The organism is Propionicicella superfundia DSM 22317 (assembly GCF_000423465.1).
GTDB lineage: Bacteria > Actinomycetota > Actinomycetes > Propionibacteriales > Propionibacteriaceae > Propionicicella > Propionicicella superfundia.
On sequence record NZ_KE384022.1, the window covers coordinates 348,429 to 369,411 of the forward strand.

General features: G+C 70.6%; 20 protein-coding genes, 1 tRNA gene and 1 pseudogene. 4 read left to right on the forward strand and 18 right to left on the reverse strand.

The genetic code is table 11. The features are described from left to right. Positions 1 to 231 precede the first annotated feature (231 nt). The 16 genes from G555_RS20460 to dcd form a co-directional block, all read right to left on the reverse strand. Positions 232 to 954 carry an IclR family transcriptional regulator gene (locus tag G555_RS20460; protein WP_051209383.1) on the reverse strand — a complete coding sequence of 241 codons (723 nt, stop codon included), beginning with the start codon at positions 952 to 954 and terminating at the stop codon, positions 232 to 234. 40 nt (positions 955 to 994) lie between these two features. Next, entirely contained in the window at positions 995 to 2,443 is a 1,449-nt protein-coding gene (locus tag G555_RS20465; protein WP_156887588.1) for a UbiD family decarboxylase, read from the reverse strand. A 5-nt stretch (positions 2,444 to 2,448) separates the two neighbouring features. Further along, on the reverse strand, positions 2,449 to 3,972 hold the full coding sequence (gene hutH / locus G555_RS20470; RefSeq protein WP_036923216.1) for a histidine ammonia-lyase: 1,524 nt from the start codon (positions 3,970 to 3,972) through the stop codon (positions 2,449 to 2,451). Between the two features lie 5 nt (positions 3,973 to 3,977). Next, positions 3,978 to 4,589, reverse strand: coding sequence for a UbiX family flavin prenyltransferase (locus G555_RS0115190; protein ID WP_028709519.1), 612 nt, complete (start codon positions 4,587 to 4,589; stop codon positions 3,978 to 3,980). Position 4,590: 1 nt separating this feature from the next. Then, positions 4,591 to 6,111, reverse strand: a complete 1,521-nt coding sequence (locus G555_RS20475; protein WP_051209387.1) for an aldehyde dehydrogenase family protein — start codon at positions 6,109 to 6,111, stop codon at positions 4,591 to 4,593. After that, on the reverse strand, positions 6,108 to 7,472 hold the full coding sequence (locus G555_RS0115200) for an NAD(P)/FAD-dependent oxidoreductase (protein WP_169337936.1): 1,365 nt from the start codon (positions 7,470 to 7,472) through the stop codon (positions 6,108 to 6,110). Before G555_RS0115200 ends, G555_RS20475 begins: the two co-directional genes overlap by 4 nt. A 77-nt stretch (positions 7,473 to 7,549) precedes the next feature. Then, on the reverse strand, positions 7,550 to 8,326 hold the full coding sequence (locus tag G555_RS0115205) for an amino acid ABC transporter ATP-binding protein (protein ID WP_028709521.1): 777 nt from the start codon (positions 8,324 to 8,326) through the stop codon (positions 7,550 to 7,552). Continuing rightward, on the reverse strand, positions 8,323 to 9,246 hold the full coding sequence (locus tag G555_RS20480) for an amino acid ABC transporter permease (protein WP_245581293.1): 924 nt from the start codon (positions 9,244 to 9,246) through the stop codon (positions 8,323 to 8,325). Before G555_RS20480 ends, G555_RS0115205 begins: the two co-directional genes overlap by 4 nt. Positions 9,247 to 9,260: 14 nt before the next feature. Continuing rightward, positions 9,261 to 10,037 (reverse strand): maleate cis-trans isomerase family protein, encoded by a 777-nt coding sequence (locus tag G555_RS0115215; protein WP_028709522.1) that lies wholly within the window; start codon positions 10,035 to 10,037, stop codon positions 9,261 to 9,263. A 69-nt stretch (positions 10,038 to 10,106) separates the two neighbouring features. After that, positions 10,107 to 11,006, reverse strand: coding sequence for an ABC transporter substrate-binding protein (locus G555_RS20485; protein ID WP_036923220.1), 900 nt, complete (start codon positions 11,004 to 11,006; stop codon positions 10,107 to 10,109). A gap of 294 nt (positions 11,007 to 11,300) precedes the next feature. After that, positions 11,301 to 12,281 (reverse strand): DUF4346 domain-containing protein, encoded by a 981-nt coding sequence (locus G555_RS21510; protein ID WP_051209393.1) that lies wholly within the window; start codon positions 12,279 to 12,281, stop codon positions 11,301 to 11,303. A gap of 420 nt (positions 12,282 to 12,701) precedes the next feature. Beyond that, a tRNA-Gly gene (locus G555_RS0115230) sits at positions 12,702 to 12,775 on the reverse strand. Positions 12,776 to 12,827: 52 nt separating this feature from the next. Further along, positions 12,828 to 13,241 carry a hypothetical protein gene (locus tag G555_RS0115235; protein ID WP_156887589.1) on the reverse strand — a complete coding sequence of 138 codons (414 nt, stop codon included), beginning with the start codon at positions 13,239 to 13,241 and terminating at the stop codon, positions 12,828 to 12,830. A 31-nt stretch (positions 13,242 to 13,272) separates the two neighbouring features. Beyond that, positions 13,273 to 14,259: a glycoside hydrolase family protein gene (locus tag G555_RS0115240; protein WP_028709524.1), complete on the reverse strand. Its 987-nt coding sequence runs from the start codon at positions 14,257 to 14,259 to the stop codon at positions 13,273 to 13,275. 6 nt (positions 14,260 to 14,265) lie between these two features. After that, positions 14,266 to 15,342 (reverse strand): S1C family serine protease, encoded by a 1,077-nt coding sequence (locus G555_RS20495; protein WP_051209395.1) that lies wholly within the window; start codon positions 15,340 to 15,342, stop codon positions 14,266 to 14,268. A 131-nt stretch (positions 15,343 to 15,473) separates the two neighbouring features. Continuing rightward, a complete protein-coding gene (dcd, locus tag G555_RS0115250; protein ID WP_028709525.1) occupies positions 15,474 to 16,052 on the reverse strand; it encodes a dCTP deaminase in 579 nt (192 codons plus the stop codon). Positions 16,053 to 16,072: 20 nt separating this feature from the next. Between dcd and G555_RS23155 the strand changes: the two genes are divergently transcribed. Then, complete coding sequence (locus tag G555_RS23155; protein WP_028709526.1) at positions 16,073 to 16,546, forward strand: type I restriction-modification system subunit M N-terminal domain-containing protein; 474 nt, start codon at positions 16,073 to 16,075, stop codon at positions 16,544 to 16,546. A 149-nt stretch (positions 16,547 to 16,695) separates the two neighbouring features. Here G555_RS23155 and G555_RS23435 read toward each other — a convergent pair. Further along, a pseudogene (locus G555_RS23435) lies at positions 16,696 to 16,773 on the reverse strand (HNH endonuclease); the annotation flags it as partial. 16 nt (positions 16,774 to 16,789) lie between these two features. Further along, entirely contained in the window at positions 16,790 to 17,836 is a 1,047-nt protein-coding gene (locus tag G555_RS21520; protein ID WP_028709527.1) for a DUF222 domain-containing protein, read from the reverse strand. 357 nt (positions 17,837 to 18,193) lie between these two features. On the opposite strand from G555_RS21520, the gene G555_RS22675 reads away from it, so the two are divergent. Genes G555_RS22675 through G555_RS0115285 form a run of 3 tightly spaced genes read left to right on the forward strand, consistent with a single transcriptional unit; the run spans position 18,194 to position 20,980 of the window. Then, positions 18,194 to 19,081 carry a CE1 family esterase gene (locus tag G555_RS22675; RefSeq protein ID WP_169337939.1) on the forward strand — a complete coding sequence of 296 codons (888 nt, stop codon included), beginning with the start codon at positions 18,194 to 18,196 and terminating at the stop codon, positions 19,079 to 19,081. A 6-nt stretch (positions 19,082 to 19,087) separates the two neighbouring features. Beyond that, a complete protein-coding gene (locus G555_RS0115280) occupies positions 19,088 to 20,065 on the forward strand; it encodes a serine hydrolase domain-containing protein (RefSeq protein ID WP_028709528.1) in 978 nt (325 codons plus the stop codon). Between the two features lie 51 nt (positions 20,066 to 20,116). Then, positions 20,117 to 20,980 (forward strand): hypothetical protein, encoded by an 864-nt coding sequence (locus tag G555_RS0115285; RefSeq protein WP_028709529.1) that lies wholly within the window; start codon positions 20,117 to 20,119, stop codon positions 20,978 to 20,980. Positions 20,981 to 20,983 lie beyond the last annotated feature (3 nt).

Sequence of the window (20,983 nt, forward strand, 5' to 3'; positions counted from 1 at the left end):
CGGGTTCTCCCCACTCCGACGGGACGGATCGGTGAGAACCACCACGTGTTCGGACATCTGGCGCGAAATCGTCGTGCGGCGGCTCGGGTCGAGCCGGTCCGAGCCGCACCCATGACCGTGCCGAGGCGCACAGTCCGCACGGATGGTCGCGCGGCACGGGATCCGCGGGGTGCGGCACGCGGACCAGCACCGCACGAGCCGCCCGTCCTCGCTCCGGACGCCCCCGCTCCGTCAGCGGACCGTGCGTGCCACCTGTGTCAGATGACTGGCCTGCGGCGGCAGGAGGCGGAGCTGCTCGGAGAGGAGGCGTGCATGCTCTGCCACCTGTTCGCCGTAGTCGTGCAGGGCGGCATCGTCGATCCGGAAGGCCGGGCCGATGATGCTGATGGCGGCCACGATGTCACCTCCGGAGTCGATCACCGGGGCGGCCGCCGCGGTGGCGTCGGGTTCGACGGCGGTGGCCCGGGACATCGCGAACCCCTGCTGGTTCACCCGCCCTTCGAGTGCCGCGCCGAGGGCTGTCCCCGCGGTGCCGATGGCCCGCCCGACCCAGGTCGCGTGCCGGATCGCGCGTGGGCTCTCCACCTGCTTCAGGTAGGTCGCCGCGTCCTGTCCGCGGGGCGTCGCCAGATAGGCCGTCTCACCGGTGTAGTCCGCCAGTTGCCGCAGGTGCGGTTCGGCCATCGTGACGATCTCGAAGTTCGCCAGCGCGATCGCGCCGATCTGGAGCACCGCGGGACCGGCCTTGTACACATTCGCGGCGGTACGCACCAGGAACCCGCCCGACTCCAGGCTCTTCAGCAGTCGCGCGGCGGTGCTGACGGGGAGCCCCACCCGCCGCGCCGACGCGCTCAGCGACAGTCCCGACGGCGCGACCGCGACCTCCGACAGCAGGCGCAGTGCACGATCGACGGTCTTGGAGTTGTGGGCGGAATCGCCGGCGGCGGAGCTCACGGCACTCGCCTCGCCGGGCTGGACGCGACGCGGGGGTTCATCATTCGGCCACCGCGCGACGGTATGCGGACCGACGACCGAACAAGGCCTGCTGCCGATCGTCGAGATAGGAGAGCGGATCGATTCCCTCGAACCCCCGCGGCGGCAGATCCGCGGCGATCGGGAAGGACGGGCTCAGGCGCCTCGTCGCGTCGATGCCGAGCTTCGAGGAGACGTAGTCCGGGCCCGTGTCGCGCAGCAGGCGGACCGCACTGGGGTCCATCTTCATCCCCCGGGCGCCTTCGACGACCACCAGATCGTCGGCCGCCTGGGAGCGGACGTTGACCGCCCACAGCACACGTGCGTCGTCGAAGATGTCGATGTCGTCGGCGTCCACGACCACCACATGCTTCAGGAAATGGTCGGCCGCCAGCGCCGCGAGGATCGCCTGCTTCCCGTCGCCCTCATGGGTCTTGTCGATGGCGACGAAGGCACCCAGCCCGCCACTGTGGAAGGGCACCCGCACCGATCGCACCCCCGGGACACTCTGCCGGACCCGGTCCAGCAGGCGTGCCTCTCGCCCGGGGTACAGCCACAGGCACAGATGCTCCCGATGGGTGGGGTGCAGGTCCAGGAAGATCGGAAACTCCTTCGTCGATACCGCGGTCACCCGGCACAGGGGTGCGGTGGTCGCACCATAGTAGTAGGAGAACTCGCCGAACGGCCCCTCCGACACCGACTGCCCCGGGTCGACGAACCCCTCGACGACCACCTCGGCATCGGCCGGGATCGGCAGGTCCACCGTCAGGCCGTCGACGACCCGCAGCGGCGATCCGAGCAGCGCCGCCGCGAGCCGGTGCGTGTCGATGCTCACCGGGTTCTTCACCTGCGACGCCATCAGGTAGGCGGGGTGATGGCCGATGACGATGGCGATCGGCACCGTCTCACCCGTCGCGCGGGCCCGCGCGAAGATCCGGCCGAGATCGTGATCGGGGGCGGCGTTGACCGTGACGTGCCGCCGGTCGGTGATCATCATGCGGTACATGCCCGTGTTGATGGCGCCCGTGGCCGGGTCGCGGGCGATCACCACGCCGGAGGTGATGTAGCGGCCCGCGTCGTCGCGCGAGTGCACCGCGAACGGGAGGGCGTCGAGGTCCACGTCGTCGCCCGTGCGGACCACGTGCTGCACCGGTGCCCCGACCACCTGCTCGACGTCCCCCAGCGGGCCGCGGGGCAACGCCAGCACGTGGTCGAGCAGCGCGTCGACGCCGACGCCGACGGACTGCGCCAGCCGCCTCCGGCTGCCGAAGGTGCCCATGAGCACCGGGAAGGGGGAGCCGGACACGGCGCGGAAGAGCACCGCCGGGGCCCCGAGCGGCTCCAGGGCCTTGGTCACCGCGGCGATCTCGGGGCCGAGCCCGACCGGCCGGTCGATCACCACGAGCTCGCCGTCGTGCGTTCCCAGATAGGCGAGGTAGGACGGCAGATCGTGTCCGGTGGACGCGGCCATGGCCGTCACCGCCCCAGCTCGATCCCCGCAACCGGCACGAACCGTCCGGCCAGGACATCGACGGCGAGGGCCTCCATGTCCTGCGCCAGGGCGCGATCCTGGGCGAGGAACTCCGAACGCGTGCGCACCAGTCGATACGCGTCGCGCAGCGCGGGGGCCGGGGCTCCGCCGTTGCGCAGGTCGAGTCCCTGCGCCCCGGCCAGCAGTTCGATCGCGACGACATAGGCGGCGTTGCGCGCCATCTCACCCAGCCGGCGGCTGCCGTGTGTCGCCATGCTGACGTGGTCCTCCTGCCCGGCGGAGGTCGGGATCGAGTCCACGCTCGCCGGGAAGGCCCGGGAGCGGTTCTCGGCGACCAGCGCCGCCGAGGTCACCTGCGCCATCAGATACCCGGAGTTCAGGCCGGCGCCCTCCATGAGGAACGGCGCCAGACCGCTCATGCTCGCGTCCATCAGGACGGCGGTGCGGCGTTCCGAGAGGGACCCGATCTCGCACAACGCCATCGCGACGACATCGGCGCTGAAGGCCACGGGCTGGCCGTGGAAGTTCCCGCCCGAGAGGACGAGACCGTCGGCCGGGAACATCAGCGGATTGTCCGACACGGCATTGGCCTCGCGCGCCAGGACGTCGGCGGCGTAGGTCAGAAGGTCCAGCGCCGCCCCCATGACCTGGGGCATGCACCGCAGCGAATAGGGATCCTGCAGGCGCCGGCCGGGGAACTCGACGCCGAGGACGCTGCTGCCCTCGACGAGTGCGCGGAGACTCTCCGCGATGCGGATCTGCCCGCGTTGCCGGCGGATCTGCTGAATGCGATCGTCCAGGGCCGCGGGTCGACCCGCCGCGGCCTCCATCGTGAGCGCGCCGGCGACGACCGCCGCGTTCAGCACCCGCTGGGCCAGGAACAGCCCCCGCAGCGCGAGAGCCGTCGACACCTGCGTTCCGTTGATGAGCGCCACGCCCTCCTTGGGCCCGAGCTCGACGTGCTCGATACCCGCGTCGGCGAAGGCGTCTCTGGCCGGGAGGATCTTGCCCTGGTACTGCACGTCTCCCACGCCCGTCATGGCTCCGACCAGGTGCGAGAGCGGCGCGAGATCCCCCGAGGCGCCGACCGAGCCCTGCGCGGGAACGACCGGCAGGAGGTCGGCCTCCAGCATTCTCGCGAGTGTCTCGACGATCGTCCGGCGCACCCCCGAGTGCCCCTGGGACAGGCAGCGCACCTTGATCACCATCGCCGCACGGACGACCTCGGGGGGCAGCGGATCGCCGACGCCCACCATGTGCGAGGCGATGACCCTGCGTTGCAGTTCCAGCAGTTCCTCCGGCGAGATCCGGCGGTCGGCGAGCTTGCCGAAACCCGTGTTGACGCCGTAGACGACGTCCCCGTTCGCGATGGCGTCGGTGATGACCCGGTTGCCCCGATCGACCTGTTCGAGGGCCTGCGGATCCACCTCGACCCGCACCGGTCCGAGGAACGGCTTCTCCAGATCCTCCAGGGCGAGGTCGTCGGTCGTGATCGCGATCGTGAGCATGGGTGTCACCTTTCGTTCTCGGGAATGGATGCGCGGCCGCCGGCCCACTCGCGCCGCTTCGAGGAGTCGAGCCCGAGATGGTCAAGCAGCCGCGCGACGCCGTCGTCGACGAGTTGGTCGATCGACTCCGGTCGCAGATAGAAGGCCGGGACGGGGAGCGCGATGGTCGCCCCCATCAGGGTCGCCGTCTCCAGGTTGCGGATGTGGGTGAGGGTCAGGGGCGACTCGCGCACCAGCAGCACGAGCCGGCGCCGCTCCTTGAGAGTGACCTCGGCGGCCCGGGTCAGCAGGGTCGACGTCACGCCGTTCGCGATCTCGGCCAGAGACCGCACCGAACAGGGAGCGACGACCATGCCCAGGGTGCGGAAGGAGCCGGAGGAGATCGCGGCGCCCACATCCCGCACCGCGTAGCTGTGGTCCGCCCGCGCCCGGAGATCGCGCGGCGTCAGGTCGGTCTCGTAGGCGAGGGTCATCTCGGCGGCCTTCGAGACCACCAGGTGGGTCTCGATTCCGAGCGCGCGGAGCTCGTCCAGGATCCGGATGCCGTAGACGACTCCCGAGGCGCCGCTGATGCCGACGACCACGCGCTGCGGGACGCCGCCGGTGCGATCGGGCATGTCAGGCCTCCGACGGGGTCGCGCCGAGGAGTCCGGGCACCTTCACGTTGATCGACCGCAGCTCGGCGAACGAGTCGTACTCCTCCAGGGACTCCTCGCGTCCCGTTCCCGAGGCCTTCAGCCCGCCGAAGGGGCTGCCGGGATAGTGCCGGTTGGCGTCGTTGACCCAGACATACCCCGCCTGCAGGTTCATGGCGACGCGCATCGCGCGGTCCAGCGACCGGGTCCACACCGCCGCGCTGAGACCCAGCCGGGTCTCGTTGGCCCGTTGCAGGGCCTCCTCCTCGGTGTCGAACGGCTGCACCACCAGCACCGGGCCGAAGATCTCCTCCTGCGCGATCCGCATCCCGGAGTCGACCTCGGTGAACAGCGTCGGCTCCAGGTAGAACCCGCCCTCCGGGGTGTGGGCGGGGACGCCCCCGCCCGTGACCAGGCGCGCTCCGTCGGCGATCGCCCCGGCGATGAAGGCACGCACCCGTTCCCGCTGCGCGTGCGACACCAACGGCCCCATCGAGCTGTCCTCGTCGTAGGACGGGCCAACCCTCAGCGTCCGGAGCCGGGCGGCGATCCCCGCCACGACCCGGTCGTGCACCGAGCGGTGCACGAGCACCCGCGCCGTCGCCTGGCAGGACTGCCCCTGGCTCACGGTGAGACTCGCACCGTCCACCGCCGCCGCGATCGCGCCGTCGAGGTCGGCGTCCTCGAAGATCAGGAGCGCGTTCTTTCCGCCGAGCTCGGTGCTGAAGTGCTTGATCAGCCCCCCGGCGGACAGGCGCGACTGGATCCGCAGCGCGGTCGTGTCGCTTCCGGTGAAGGCGATCCGCTTCACCCGCGGCGAGACGACGAGCGCGTCGCCGGTCTCCGCCCCTCCGGACACCAGGTTGACCAGCCCGTCAGGGAGGATTCCCTCGACGATGCGCCCCAGGGCGAGGGTGGCCAGCGGAGTCTGATCGGCCGCCTTGATCACCATCGCGTTGCCGGCCAGCAGCGGGAAGATCATGCCCGCCAGGGCGAAGAGACTCGGGTGGTTGAACGCGATGATCTTCCCGACCACCCCGTACGGCACCCGGGTCGTGAACGACATGCCGTCCGCGTGCGGGATGCCGACGCGCCCCGCCCGCGCCAGGGTCTGCGCCGGCCACTGCGCCAGGTAGCGCAGCCCGAGGCCGACGTCCCGCCGGGTCGCGAACATGGGGTTGCCGCTGTCGATCGACTCCAGCAGGGCCAGCCGGTCACCCCATTCACGAAGTCTGTCGGCCAGGGCGACGACGGCGTCGATCCGCTGCGCCGGCGTGAGGCGGGCCCACGCGGGCTGCACGTCGGCGGCGACCTCGATCGCGGCGTCGACCTCGGCCGCGGTCGTGGACCCGACGGTGGTGAACTCGTGCCCGGTCGAAGGATTGACCACGGGAGCCCGCCGGGTCGCGGGGACGTAGCTCCCGCCGACGAAGTTGCCCGGCAGCCCGTCCGCCCAGAAGGCGCCGACGGCGTCGGATTCGAGTTGTTCGTGTGCGACGGTCATCCGCGCCCTCCTGTAGCGGTGTGTGGGGAACGCCTGCGGGAGAAGGTCGCGGTGTCGATGACCCGCCCCGTGTTCGGCGCGACGTACTGGTATGGGTCCGTGTCCTGGTCGTGGCCGTCGAGGCCGTGCAGGATCATGCCGACGAGGAGGTCCCCGGTCACGGGAGCCGTCTTGAACTCGTGGCCGCTGGTGCCGATCGCGACGTAGAAGCCCCCGAGGTCGGTCCGGTCGTAGATCGGGATCCAGTCGTCGCTCACGTCGTAGACGCCCGCCACGCCCTGGCGCTGCCGCGGGACCGGGAGCCCGGGGAGGCGTTTGGCGACCCGCAGGACGCTCTGCTCCCAGAGCGCGCGGCTCGGGTCGACGGCGAACTCATCGGGGTCGGACAGGATCTGGGGAGGATCGCAGGCGGCACCGTTGCTGCCGATGAGCAGGGCCTTCCCGTCGGTCCGGAAGTTGGTGCCCAGATCGGAGTCCACGAGATGGATGCCGGTGCGGGCCAGCGCCATCGAGTCGGGCAGCGGCACGTGGTGCAGTTCCTCGCGCACCGGGGTGGTGCGGATCGCGAAGTCCGATCCGACCCCTGCCAGCGCGTTGACCTGACCCGAGGCCGGGCCGGCCGCGTTCACGACCGTCTCCGCCGCGATCCGCCGCCCGTCGCCGAGCCGCAGGCCCTCCACATGGTCGCCTCGCCGCGCGATGGAGACGACGGGTTGCCCCCACACGAAGGTCGCCCCGTGGCACCGGGCGAGGCCCGCCAGGTTCTGCGCCGCCAGCATCGGGTCGGCGACATAGCCGGAGGACGGCGTGTAGACCGCCGAGTCGATCTCGCCCCGAGGGTCGTCCCAGAAGGCCGGGTCGTCGGCCGTGAACGGCCCCCCGAAGCGGCCCAGTTCGAGGTCCGGCCAGCGCTCTCTCATCTCGGACGCGCCGACGACCCGGTAGCCGACCTGGGCCTCGTCCATGACCTGGGCGATGCGGAGACTGAAGTCGCTGGCCGCGTCGAGCACCAGCGTGCCGCACTCCACGAACACGGCGGCCGGATCACGTGCGGGAACCCGCGCGTGGTCCCGCCATGCTCGCCACGCGAACAGCGACTCGTGCGCCATGACGCTGCTCGCGTAGTCCTCCGCGTGGACGCGGATGATGCCCGCCGACGCGCTCGTCGACCCGAGGCCCGCCCCGCCCAGGCGGTCCACCACGACCGTGCGCAGTCCGCGCGCGGCAGCCGCGGCGGCGATCGCGGTGCCGAGGATGCCCGCGCCGATGACGGCCACATCGGCCGTCAGTTCCGGCCGGGTCGCGGGAGCCAGATCCCGCCGCGCCGCGCCCTGCGGCACCCGGCTCGTTGTGTCACTCATCACTCTCTTTTCGATATGTGGAAACCATTTCCACTTCATGGAGAACGCACGGCTCCCGGGGAGCCTGTTCGGGGGCCTCAGGAGACGAGCTTGGAGAGGAACGCCTGGGTGCTCTCGTGCTCCGGTGCGCCCAGCACCTGTGCGGGCGGGCCTTGCTCGACGATGCGACCGTCGTCCATGAAGGCGACCTGGTCGGCGACCTGGCGGGCGAATCCGATCTCGTGGGTCACGACGATCATGGTCATCCCCTCCGATGCCAGATCCCGCATGACCGCCAGCACCTCGCCCACCAGCTCCGGATCGAGCGCGGAGGTGGGCTCGTCGAAGAGCATCACCTTGGGCCGCATGGCGAGTGCCCGGGCGATCGCGACACGCTGCTGCTGCCCGCCGGACAACTGCGCCGGGTAGTACCCCTCACGACCGGCGAGGCCGACGTGGGCGAGCAGGTCCCGGGCACGCGCCTCCGCCTGCTGCCGCGACTCCCCTCGCACACGGACGGGCGCCGTGACGATGTTCTCCAGCACGGTGAGGTGCCCGAACAGGTTGAACCGCTGGAACACCATGCCGAGCTCGGCGCGCTGCTTGCTGAGCAGCCTCTCCGGAAGCCGATGCAGGCTGTCGCCCACGAACCGATGACCCATGAGCTCCCCGTCGACGCGGATGAGACCGCGGTCGATCGTCTCGAGCATGTTGATGCATCGCAGCAGGGTCGACTTGCCCGCGCCGGAGCGCCCCAGGAGACAGCAGACCCTGCCTCGCCGGACGTCCAGGTCCACCCCCCGGAGAACGTGGTCGTGGTGGAAGGACTTGCTGATCCCGCGGAGCGAGACCATCACGGAACTGGATGCGGTCATGCCGTCTTCCCTCCTCGGGCGATTCTGCGATCGGACGCGCTCAGCCGGCGTTCCACGAAGTACTGGCCGATGCTCAGGATCGAGCTCACGATCAGGTACCACAACGACGCCGTCAGCAGCAGAGGGATGACCTGGTAGTTGGTCGTGTAGATGAGCTGGGCGGAATAGAGCAGGTCGGGATAGGCCAGCACCGCCACCATGGACGACGTCTTGAGCATCCCGATCAGCTCGTTGGAGGTCGGCGGGATGATCACGCGCATCGCCTGCGGCAGCACGATGCGACCGAGGACGCTCGCCCGGCCCATGCCGAGGGCACGCGCCGCTTCGATCTGCCCCGGATCGACCGCCCGAATCCCTCCCCGGATGATCTCCGCCATGTACGCGGCCTCGTTGAGACCCAGTCCGAGGATCGCGGCGATGAACGGCGTGATGACGTCGTTGGCCGAGAACTCCAGGAAGGGCGGCAGGAAGGGCAGCGACAGGGCGATCGTCGGGTACAGGGCCGAGATCGAGCCCCACAGCAGGAGCTGGACGAAGACGGGCGTTCCCCGGAAGATCCACACGTAGGCCCAGGCGAGCCCGGCGACCACGCGATTGCGCGACTCCCGCATGATGGCGAGCACGGCACCGAGGACGATGCCCACCAGCATCGACACGACCGTCAGAACGAGCGTGTTGAGAAGCCCGTGGAGAATGCGCTCGTGGTGGAACCACTCGAACACGATTCCCCACCGGAAGCGCTCGTTCGTGACCATCGACACCGCGATCTGCACGACGACGAGGCCGATCACGACAACCGCTACCCACTGGCCGGGATGACGTGGCTGGCGAACCGCCGGATAGTCGTCTGCCGCCGGGCCGGTGCCCGCCTCCGCGGGCCGGGTCTCGTTCTCGGACATCATGACTTTCTCTTCGATCACGACCTTCTCCTGAGTCATCGCGACGACCGCGGGTGGGTCTCCGCCTGAGCGGCCAGAGCGTCCAGCAGGCACCCGAAACCCGTCCTGGGCCGCAGGCCGAGACGAGTGGATGCGTAGTGGACGATCGCCGTGTTGCTGGTTATCACGGGCTTGCCGATGCTGCGTTCCAGGGATTCCAGGATCGGAGTGCTGTGGAGACCGGTGCAGGACAGGAACAGCGCCTGGGCATGCGGGTCGGCGGCCCGCTCGCCGAACCGGGCCATCTCCGCCGGGGTCGTCGTCATGAGGGGCCAGGGGTCCTCCGCCGGACCGTCCGGAAAGAGCCGGCTGACCTTCGTGAGGGTGACGCCCCGGGCCTCGAGCGTCTCGCACAGGCTCGCGATGATCTCCTCGGAGTAGGGCATGCCTGCGGCGACCCTCTCCAGCCCGTTCTCCAGCAGCGTGGTCGCCACGGCGTCGGCCGCCGTGGTGAACGGGATGTCGCCGAGGTGCGCCCGGATCCGGCCGAGCAGGTGCTCGTGCCATGCGGCACCCGCGAACGCGCCGCCGCTGGTGCAGGCGAAGGCGATCAGCTCCGGCCGGGTCTGCCGGAGCAGATCGCAGCCGCGGGACAGCTCGGTCAGCGCGGTCGCCCTGTTCTCCGGGGTGTCCCGTTCCTCGAAGGCGACCCGCTGGTGGTAGAGGCCGACCTCGGCGGGCATGAGGACACGCTGTTCCTCGGTGGCGACGACCTCGTAGGGAACCACGAGATAGCCCACTCGGCGCCGCTGGGTGTAGGTGACATCAGTCATAATCGGAATCCGTGCATTGCGTGTGCGCGAGCGGGTGGCCCGGGGTGCAGTCCCGGGCCACCCGTCCGGTCAGCTCAGCGGCTCGCCGTTGATGAGCGGCTCGTCGATGGCAGCGTCGCTGAGACCCCACTTCTCGAAGGCCGCCGCGTAGGAACCGTTCTCCATGATGGCGGCGAACGCCTTGGCGATCGGCTCCGCGAGAGGGCTGTCCTTGAGGACCGCGACACCGTGGTGCACCTTCCCGTAGGCCTCCCCGCTCGTCACGAACTCGCCGTCGGTCTCGGCGACGAGGTTGGCGGCCGGCGGCTCGTCGATGATCGTGACCTCGCCGCGACCGGACTGCAGCGCGACGTTCGCGGCACCCTGATCGGGGTAGAGCTGCAGGTCGATCGGCTTGCCCGCCTTCTTGCAGGTGTCCACCTGACCCTCGACGTCCTTCTGGACGGCGGCGCCCTTCTGGATCGCGACCTTGAAGCCGCAGAGTTCGGTGAGGGTCGTGGGCGGGTTCTGCAGGGTGGACAGCACGACGATGATCGACCCGTCCTCGCTGTAGTCGACGAAGTCGACCACCTCGCGGCGGGCCTCGGTGTCGTTGATCCAGGACATCCCGGCGTCGTACTTGGCGCCCTCGATGCCTGGGATGATGGAGTCGAAAGCCGCGTTCTCGACGCGGATCTCCACGCCGAGCGACTCCGACAGAGCCTTGGCCAGATCGATGTCGAGACCGACGAGCGTCTTGCCGTCGTCGTCCATCGAGGCGATCGGGGCGTAGTTGCCGTCGGTCGCAAAGGTCAGGTAACCGCGCTCCTGCACCTCGGTGGGCAGCAGACCCTTCAGGGAGGACGCCGCCGGGGACGCCGCCTCGGTGGTGGTCGCGCCCGGAGAGGAGCATGCGGTGGCCAGGCCCAAGGCGAGCGCCACCACAAGTGACGCGGCGACCTTGGCTGGCCTCAGGGTGAACAGTGCCATGCGTGTGCCTTTCGTGAATCGGCTGACAGACCGCAGCCCCCGAAAGAAGGCTTCCCACTATGTGGTAACACCAGCCGTGTGATGACAAGACGATAAGCGCCCGCTCGGGGCGGCGCAGCGCCGGTTCAGGGGTTTCTCGCAGCCGTAACATAGGTCGCGAACTCGTAACATTCGGGCCCTGACGAGGCATGAAGCTGGTCGCCGGCATGGAGGCACGGCCTCCGTCGATGCTGGTGGACCCGCAGCGCGACGATGCGCGAGGACCCAGGTGGGACGCCGCGACGGCGGAGGCCCTCAGTCGGCTGTGTCTCCCGGCTTTCGCAGCGGCTGGTCCTGTTCGTAGCGCAGCCCGAGGCGAAGCGCGGCCTCGGCCTTGGCGAGCTCGCCGCCGAGATAGCCCGCATGACTCATCTGGGAGACGAGGTCGTCGCGGAGCAGACCCAGCAGCATCGCCTCGGCCGAACGCCCCCGCATCTCGTGGGCCGGGCTGTTGTCGGCGCGGTGGTGGCGCAGGACGATCCGGCCCGCCTCGCGGTCGAGCGTGATCACGAAGTAGCCGTGCGGATCGTACGCGAGCGGCTGCCTCCGGCCCCCGGGCCGGATGGGCGTGTAGTCCGTCGCGGCATCCACCGATCCGCTCACCGCCCCGGCGAACGGTGCGGCGTCGGCCGCGGTGAGCTCCTCCACCCGGGCTCCGATCACTGTCGGATCGGTCTCTCCGACGAGATCGACCAGTTCCACCTGGGCACGGAAGGCCTCGATCCGCTCGGCGGAGACGTTGCTCAGCACCGGCAGGTGGCCGCGCGCGCCGATGATGCGGCTCTGCTCGTCGACGCCGTCGGCGCGGAGCCGGCGCAACGCCTCCCCGGGATGGAACACCGGGGACTCCGTGCCGCACAGCAGCAGGAAGCGAATCCGCGGATTGGCCGTGACGTTCACGATGATCTTCTCGATGCCCAGGTTGGGGACGTACACACGCCCCGCGATCGCGACCCCCGGCAGCCGGGACAACTCCGGATAGAGCGCGTCGCTCGTCAGCGTGCAGATCGCCACGGTCCCCTGCGGGTTGCCGACCTCGTAGGCGCCGCCCGTCACCGGCCAGGCATCGCCCCGCCGCGCTCGCCCGCCGAACGCCTCTCGCGCGCCGTCGACCCAGTGGAACACCCGCACCGCCGTGGGATTCGTCCCGTCGGCCCTCGCCGGCATCAGGTGAGCCAGACCGCGCATGAACCGGCGCATCGGACTCGGCGCCCGCGCCTCCCGTTCGGCGTTCACGGGCGCACGCCTCCGGCCGGGCGCAGGCGCGCACCCGTGCGCAGCATCTCCCGCGCGACCGGGCCGCCCGTCCGCGCGCCACCACGGGAACGACCGACACCAACCATGCCGCAAGGATAAACGCGAGGCCCCCAGCAGACGTGGATGTGTGCAGGGGCGAGGGGCACGAGGAGACCGGGCCGTGCACCGACGGCCGGCGGATTTCTGTACCGAATGCGGCCGGTCGGGGCGGTCCGACCTCCCGGACGCGGCGTTTCGTACCCGATGCGCCCGCCGGGCGCGGTCAGTGGGTACAAGACTCCGCGGTCACGGCTCGTTCCGGCGAGGAACGCCCCCGTAAGGTGCACAACTCCGCAATCCGGCCGATCCCCGGGAACGATCCGGGCCAACGGATTCTCGGCGACCGGCGCACGAACACAATGGAGCGGATGACGGGAATCGAACCCGCATGACCAGCTTGGAAGGCTGGGGCTCTGCCATTGAGCTACATCCGCATGCCTGGGAGCCGAGGCGCAGCCCACATGCTACACGGTGGACGGCACGGCCTCAGCCCTGGAAGCGCCGACCCGTACCGGAGGTGTCGTCGGCGGGCAGGTCGTCCTCGACCTCACCCGCCAGCCGTTCGCTGCCGCGCAGGACGGCGCGGCCCAGGGCCGTCACGCGGGTGCCCTCCGGGGACGACGTCATCCAGCCGACGCGGCGCAGGTAGGCGCCCACGCGCGGTTCCTGCGCCGGACCGGCATGCCCGAAGAGCTCGGTGCCGGCGGGCGGGAGCCCGTTCGTGCCCGGCGCGGGGCGGGCCGATGGCGGTCGGGACGGAAGCGGCGCGGACGCGAAAGCGTCCACCTGGGCGTCCGTCAGCGTCCCTCCGCCGACCTCGACGAGGTTCACATAGCGCAGTGCGTCCAGGATCCAGTCCGGGACAGGCCTGTCCATCCCCACGAGGTGATTCTGTCTCATCCGGAGGCGCGATGGTGGACGCTCGGGCGCATCATCGGGGGGAAGTTCCGCGATCCGGCCGGCCGGTGACGACGCCGGGGCCGGTGACGGTGATGCCGCCGTCGTCCACCGACACCGGCAACGGATCGGTGATGGCGCCGACGAACCCGGCGGGAGAGTCGTTCAGGAACGCCAGGAAGACCCAGTCCGGGCTGTCGCGGCGGCGGACGAACTTCCCCACGTACAGGGACTCGTCGGTCAGGCGCCGGGCCTGGGCGATATGGAACGGCCCGGTGGGGCCGTCGGCCGGGGCGGCCCACACTCCGCCGAGGCCGGGGCGCGGATCGGCGAGGTCGCGGCCGAAGCAACTGAAGACGAGAAGACGGCGGCCGTCCAGGTCGACGTACTGCGGCACCTCCGCCTGCGAGAACCCCTGCCCCGGTTCAGAGCGCGGCGGACCGAGATGCCAGGTGCGCAGATCGGGGGACCACGCGTGGCCGATGACGCCGCGGTCGCCGAGCGGTCCGGCGGCGGCGCGCGCGGTGAACAGCATGTCGTAGCCCGTTCCGTCCTCGCGCGGCATGACCCACGGATCGCGGCAGGTCGTGTCGGCCCAGGAACTCCCGTCCGACGCCGCCCGCTCGTACCAGGGTCCGTCCACCTGCACGATGGGGCCGGGCAGCTTCTCCCACGTCGTCAGGTCCGCGGAGCGGGCGGCGCCGATCGCCTGGTGCAGCCCGGTTCCGGTGCGCGTCGTCCCCGTGTATGCCATGAACCAGCCGCCCGCCGGGTCGGGCACGATCGAACCCGTCCAGGTGGCGAGGTCGTCGAAGGCCGGGCTGTCGCCCCGCACCAGCGCGTCGGCGACACGCTCCCAGCGCACGAGATCGGTGGACACGGCGTGTCCCACCGATGCCCTGCGGTGGCGGGCGTCGGGGTCACCCAGCGCCCGTGAGGCGAACAGGAAGAACAGGTGGTACCGCTCGCCGTCGTCGACGGTCCAGAAGTCCCACACCCACGAGTCCGGAAGGCTGAACATGCGGCGTCAGGGATGCTCGGCCAGCGTGAGGGTCGCCTGGTGGACGGTGTCGTCGCGGACATACTGGACGGCCACCTCGTCGCCCACGTCCGCGCTCACCAGGAGCCATGCGAGACCGACGCTGGTGGCGGACGTCCCCTGGACGCTCGTGATGACGTCGCCCGCGCGAAGCCCGGCATCGGCCGCCGGCCCGCCCGCCGTCACCTCCTGCACGAACAGTCCGGCCTGCGTCCCGAACCGGTCGGCGGTCGACTGATCGATCTCGGCGGTGGATGCCCCGATCCACGGGTGCGTGGCCCGGCCGGTGGCGACGAGCTGATCGACGATGCGCCGGGCGGTCGCGGCCGGCACGGCGAAGCCGATCCCGACGCTGCCGCCGCCGCTCGACCCGTCGCTGTTGGGGACGGTGGAGATCGCGGTGTTGACGCCGATGAGCAGCCCGGCGCAGGTCACGAGCGGACCGCCGGAGTTGCCCAGGTTGATGGAGGCGTCGGTCTGGATCGCACCGGCCAGGACGGTCGTCCCGCCGGTGGACTTCGGAATGGGGACATTGCGGTCGAGCGCGCTTACGATCCCGCTGGTGACCGTACCGGACAGGCCGAGCGGCGCACCGAGGGCGACGACCGGCTGGCCCACGCGCAGCGTCTCGCGTGGCGCGAGCTGCAGGGTCGGCAGCGAGTCGCGGTCGATCCGCAGAACGGCGAGGTCTGTGACGGGGTCCGTGCCGACGAGGTCGGCGGTGACCTGTTCGCCGTTGTTGAGCCGCACCTCGATGGTGCCGCTGGTCACGGCCGCCGCGATGACGTGGTCGTTGGTGAGGATCAGCCCGTCGGACTCGATGATCGCCCCGCTGCCCGACCCGGACTCGCCCGACCCGGACACGAGCACCGTCACGACGGCGGGCAGGGCGTCTCCGGCGACCTTCACGGTGTCGCAGCCGGACGCCGTCGACGCGGGCCTCAGCCCGGAGACGATCCCTGCGCCCAGCGCGCCGCTGAGCAGTCCCAGCAGGACGATCCCCACGACGACCTGGAGCCGCGTCAGCCCCGCCTTCGTCCGCCACCATCCGGTCGTCTTCGGCACGTTCTCTCCGCCCGTCGCGTGCGGGTGGGGAAGGACACTGCCCGCGCGTCCCCGCACGGGTCGAGCCTATTGGCCTCGCCGCGGTCGCGAGCCCGGTCCCAGGGACGTCTCGCGACGCCGGGCCGACCGGCTCACACGCCCGGTGTCCGGCGAAACCCCTGATGGGAGCGGCTGGGCGTGGGGCCACGCTGCCCCTGATAGTGCGACCCCACCGATGTGCTGCCGTAGGGGTGCTCGGCCGGGGAGCTGAGCCGGAAGAAACACAACTGACCGATCTTCATGCCCGGGTACAGCAGGATCGGCAGCGTCGCCACGTTCGACAGTTCCAGGGTGATGTGCCCCTGGAAGCCCGGGTCGACGAAGCCGGCCGTCGAGTGGGTGAGCAGCCCGAGCCGGCCGAGGGACGATTTGCCCTCCAGCCGGGCGGCGATGTCCCCGGGCAGCCCGACGAGTTCGTACGTCGCACCCAGCACGAACTCGCCCGGATGGAGGATGAACGGGTCGTCGCCCTCGGGGCTCACCTCCCGCGTCAGATCGGATTGGTCGGCCGCCGGGTCGATGACGGCGTACCGGTGGTTCTCGAACACCCGGAAGAACCGGTCGAGACGCACGTCCACACTCGACGGCTGAACCATCTCCGGCTCCCACGGCGAGATCATGACGCGGCCGGCGTCGATCTCGGATCGGATGTCGCGGTCACTGAGCAGCATGCCGGAAGCCTATTGCCCGCGTGTGGCACTCGGCGGGTCGTCCTCTCACCTACCTGCTGTTCCTCCGTCGTCTGGACGAGTTGCAGACGTTGCAGGAGAACAGCGCCCGTCGCTCCAGGCAACCGGTCGCCGACCCTGTGTTCGGCCCCGGCGAGCGGGAGATCCGCTGGTCGCGGCTGCGCGATCAGGCGCCGGACGTCATGTTCGACCAGGTCGACCGCGGCGTGTTCCCGTGGTTGCGGAGACTGGTGTGGCGACGGCTCGCCCTTTTCGCATCACATGCAGGACGCCGGGTTCACGATTCCGACCCGCACCTGTTGTCGCGGGTGGTCGACATGCTCGACGACATCCCGCTGGACACCCGGGACACCAACGGCGACCTGTACGAGTACCTCCTCTCTCTCCAGTCGCGCAGGCGTTCTCGGGCCGGCCCCGAGGAGACACACTTGTCGGGGTCGGCTTCGGTGGTGATTTCGGTGGTGATGTGGTGGTAGCGGTGGTGTTGCCGCCAGCGTCGCCGGCCGGGTGGGGCGCCGCCGGTGCCGACGGGTGTGCCGAACTCGAGCCGGCCGTGGGCGTCGAACCGGACCGCCCACTGCCTGTCGGCCGACCGGGCCGGATCGGGCTCGACCAGCCGGTGATGATGCCTGCACAACAGGGCTGCGTTGCCCACGTCGGTCGCGCCGCCGGCCCACCACGGGACGATGTGATGCGCCTCGCATTCGGCCGGGCGCCGGTCACAGGCCGGGAACGCAGCCCTGGTCGCGCACCACCAGGAACGCCCGCTGCGTCCCGGTGAACAACCGCCGCTCCCGGCCCACGTCCAACGGCACCGAACCGCCACCCATGACGACCGGCAGGACCCCCGCGTCACACGCCACCAGCCGGGCCTGCTCGGCGGTGAGCGGGACACCGGACCCGACCAGCAGCCCCGTGCCGGCCACCCGGCCCACCAGCACGTCATGATCGACCGTCACCACGACCCGGGGCCGATCCGCCCCATGCACCGGCGCGACCCCGCACGACAACGCATGCTCCACCAAGACGCCCAATGCGTCGGCGTTCGCCTGCGCCCTCGACAGCCGCTCCCCGGACACCGCAACAGCCGCCCGCGCCCGGGCCGAGATCGCCGACAGCACCTCAACCAACTGCTCCCCCGCCACGGCCGGCAACGAGCCACGAACCACCAACCCGTGATCGCCGTCACGCGTCCACGACAGATACCGGTCACGAGACGCGAGCCGGTCGGCCCGCTCCACCGCAGCCCGATCCGCCTCCTCGACCGTGTCGGGCGACAACACCGCCACCACGTGATGCGCCAGCCTCCGCAACTCGTCGGGCCCGTGCTCGGCAGCCAACTCCACCAGATGCGCCGCGGCCGCCCGCCGGTCGGCGTCCGGCACGTCGGCGGGCAACACAGACAGACCCTGCACGATCCCCCGCGCCTGATCCGTAGACAATCCGCCCGACGCCAACGCACGAGCCACCTCGGGGACCGCCCGCAACTCCGTCGCCAACCGCACCTCGGCCCGAGCCGCCCGCGCCGTATGACTGTTGCCGCTCGTCAACAACCCCGACGTCGACACCTCGTGGACCTCCATCGCCGCGCCCCGCCGCTCGGCCTCGGCCAACAGCCCCCACCAGCGGGCCTGCACCCGCGACAGCTCCACACCCGCCGCGCCCAACTCGTCCAACAGAGCCTCGTTCGACAGAGCCTCGTTCGACAGGCACCACAGCCCGGCCGGCACCCCATCACCAGCCACCGCCTCGACACTCTCGAACATACGTTCGATTCTATCCGCCACACCCCTTCAGAACAAGACATTTCCGAGGTTATCCACAGATCCCGACACCGTCGAGGACGCGGGATGCAGCGCGAACGCCCCACGAACCCACGACCGCAGCGTCGTCGACCCGGGCAGGAATCCCGAGCCACGCCCACACCAGCCAGATCGTGGAGGTGGGCTCCACCACCCCGGGGATCATCCGGCCCCGGGCTTCGTGCCGTCCGCACGAGAGTGTCCACGACCTCGCCGTTGGCCGCGACGCGTAGATTGACCGGACGACGAAGGGCTTCGAGACGATGCGGAGGGACGCTGCGGATGCGGACGAGTCGCCACCGGCGCCACAGGCTCATCGCCGTGTGTGCGGCCCTGCTCCTCGTCGTCGGGCTGGGGGGCTGTGCCCGCGCGGCGACATCGAGCGAGCCCGGTGCGGTCCCGTCGGGCACGGTCACGGTGGACGTCGCGGGACGTCCGTTCGCGCTGTACGTGCCCGCTGCCTATCGCGCGGAGGCGAAGACGGCGCTGATCGTGGCCCTGCACGGGTACGGGGCACAGGCCGACAGCATGCTCGGCTTCTTCGCACTGCAGGCGGTCGCCGACCGGGAGGGCTTCCTCGTGGCCACGCCGCAGGGCACCAGGGACCGCAACGGCAAGCCCTTCTGGAACGCGTCGAACGCCTGCTGCAACTTCGGCGGTTCCTCCGTCGACGACTCGACCTACCTCGCCACGGTGATCGACGCCGTCCTGGAACGCTATTCGGTCGATCCCGGGCGCGTGTACATGATCGGGCATTCCAACGGGGGCTTCATGTCGTACCGGTTCGCCTGCGACCACGCCGACCGGGTCGCGGCGGTCGCCTCCGTGGCCGGTGCGATGGACGCCGGCGCCGACTGCCACCCCGGCCTTCCGGTGAGCGCTCTGCAGATCCACGGGACCGACGACGACGTCATCCGCTACGCCGGTGGCACCAACAACGACCACGCATACACCTCCGCAGGCCATTCCGTGGACGTGTGGCGACGCCTCGACGGCTGCTCCGCAACCATCGGCAGCGCCGGAGCGCGCCTCGATGCCGACGCGCGCGTCCCCGGCGCCGACCTCACGCCGACGACGTGGTCCGGCTGCGACCACGGCACGGCCGTCGGCCTGTGGACGATCGACGGCGGGAGCCACGAGCCGGAGCTCACCGGCGCGTTCGCCACCACGTTGGCGTCGTGGCTCGACAGCCACGGCCGGACCGGCTGACTCCCGATGGACGAAGGACGTTTCGCCGAGGCGGTCGCCCTCATGGGCGGCCTGCGCGACCGGACCGGTCGGCCCCTGGACATGTCCTCCCTCGTCGCGAGCGACGACGACGGCACGTTCACCTGCACCTTCGGCCACGCGCCGGACGAACTCGTCGACCTCCGATCGGTCAGCAAGACGGTCGTGGCGCTGACGCTGGGGGCGGCCGCCGGCCGCGGCGTTCTCCTCGGCGGACGCCCGATCGAGCCCGACCTGCCGATCCTGCCCACGCTGCGGGACCTGGGGCTGGTCGACGGCGGCGTCGACCCGGCGTGGGAGCAGGTGCGGCTGTGGCATCTGCTGAACAACACGATCGGCCACGACCAGGGATTCCTGTTCCGCGAGGAGCTCCGCGGCCGCGACCTCGATGACCTCCTGACGTATGTCCTCGTGCATCCGCTCGCACACGAGCCCGGCGCCCACTTCAGCTATTCGAACGCCGGGGCGTATCTGGCGTCGGTGTTGCTGCAGGCCGGAACGGGCAGGCGACTCAGCGCCTGGGCCGGGGAACTCGTCCTGCACCCGCTCGGCGTCTCCCGCTTCGAGTGGCGCGCCCTCGGCCGGTTCGACGCGGGGTGCACGGGCCTGCGTCTGGACGGCGACGGCGCACACCGGCTGGCGCGACTGCTGCTCGACGACGGCCGCTTCGACGGGCGAGAACTCGTCCCGGCGTCCTGGTGCGACCTGATGCGCTCGCCCCTCACCGGCACTCCGGACCTGTGCGACGCGTCGGCGACCCTCCCGAAGCGGGCCTACGGGCTCGGACTGTGGATCAGCACGGACGGCATCTACTATGGCGAGGGCAGCGATGGCCAGTACGCGGTCGTGGTGCCTCACCTCGGGCTGGCGATCACCACGCTCGGCAGGCAGGCCGACCTGGCTCCGATCACCCGCGCGATGGCTCCTCTGATCGCACGGCGGACTCCCCCTCACACGAATCGCTGAGAGCAAGTAAGCTAAGCCTCACCTAATCGTCACCGAGGGAGGCCAGCGCTGATGGCGGCACCCGAATCCGAGCCGATCACCGACGACCAGTCGTGGCGCGCGACGCGCGCAACATCCCTGGCCGCACGCCTGTTGAGCGGTGCGGGCAGCCTCGCGCTGGTCGCGTACCGACACGACCCTGTTCCGGTCGTCGACGCACTCGCCCACGGACTGTCCAGCTCGGGAGAATTGCTGGTCGCCGGCTGTCCGAGCGCCCAAAGCTGGGAGATGGGCCTCGCGGACTCCACACCCGTCGACGTGCGGGCGGACATCATGAAGGGCTCGTCCGACCCGAGGGCCGAGGTGACCGCCTCCGGCATGCACCTGCTCGGCGTCTTCGAGTGGATCCCCGACGACATCGCGTCGCGGATGCTGGCGCGTGGCGAGGTGCCTCCGCGGGTGGCGGCCGTCGCGGCGAGCACCGGCGGGCGTCTCGGCGTGGTCGGTGCGGATCGCGTCCTGCTCCACGACAGCTACGGCGTGACGCCCCTGGCCTTCTCGGCCGTGGCCGCGTCGGCGACGGGCGCATCCGCTCGGATGCCGTTCCCCGCACCCGACGAGGAGTTGGATGCCCTGGACGCTGTGGCCGGCTGCGGCGACGAGGCCCTCATGGGCCTGCACACCGCGGTCTGCGAGGGCACTGTGCGCGGAGACGTGCTCCTGCGGCGTGCAGTCCCGGGCGCGTGCCCTCACCACGACCAGATCCTGTGCGTGGACGTCGACCGCACGGGGACGCTGTTGATGCGGGTCCGGCACGGGGTGGCGACGACCGTCTTCGCCCGATTCGCCGAAGAGGCGACATCCGCTCACGAATTAAACGAACAATGCGTTTCGTTAATCAAAGACTCGGCCTTGGTGAATACTCCGCGTATCTGACAA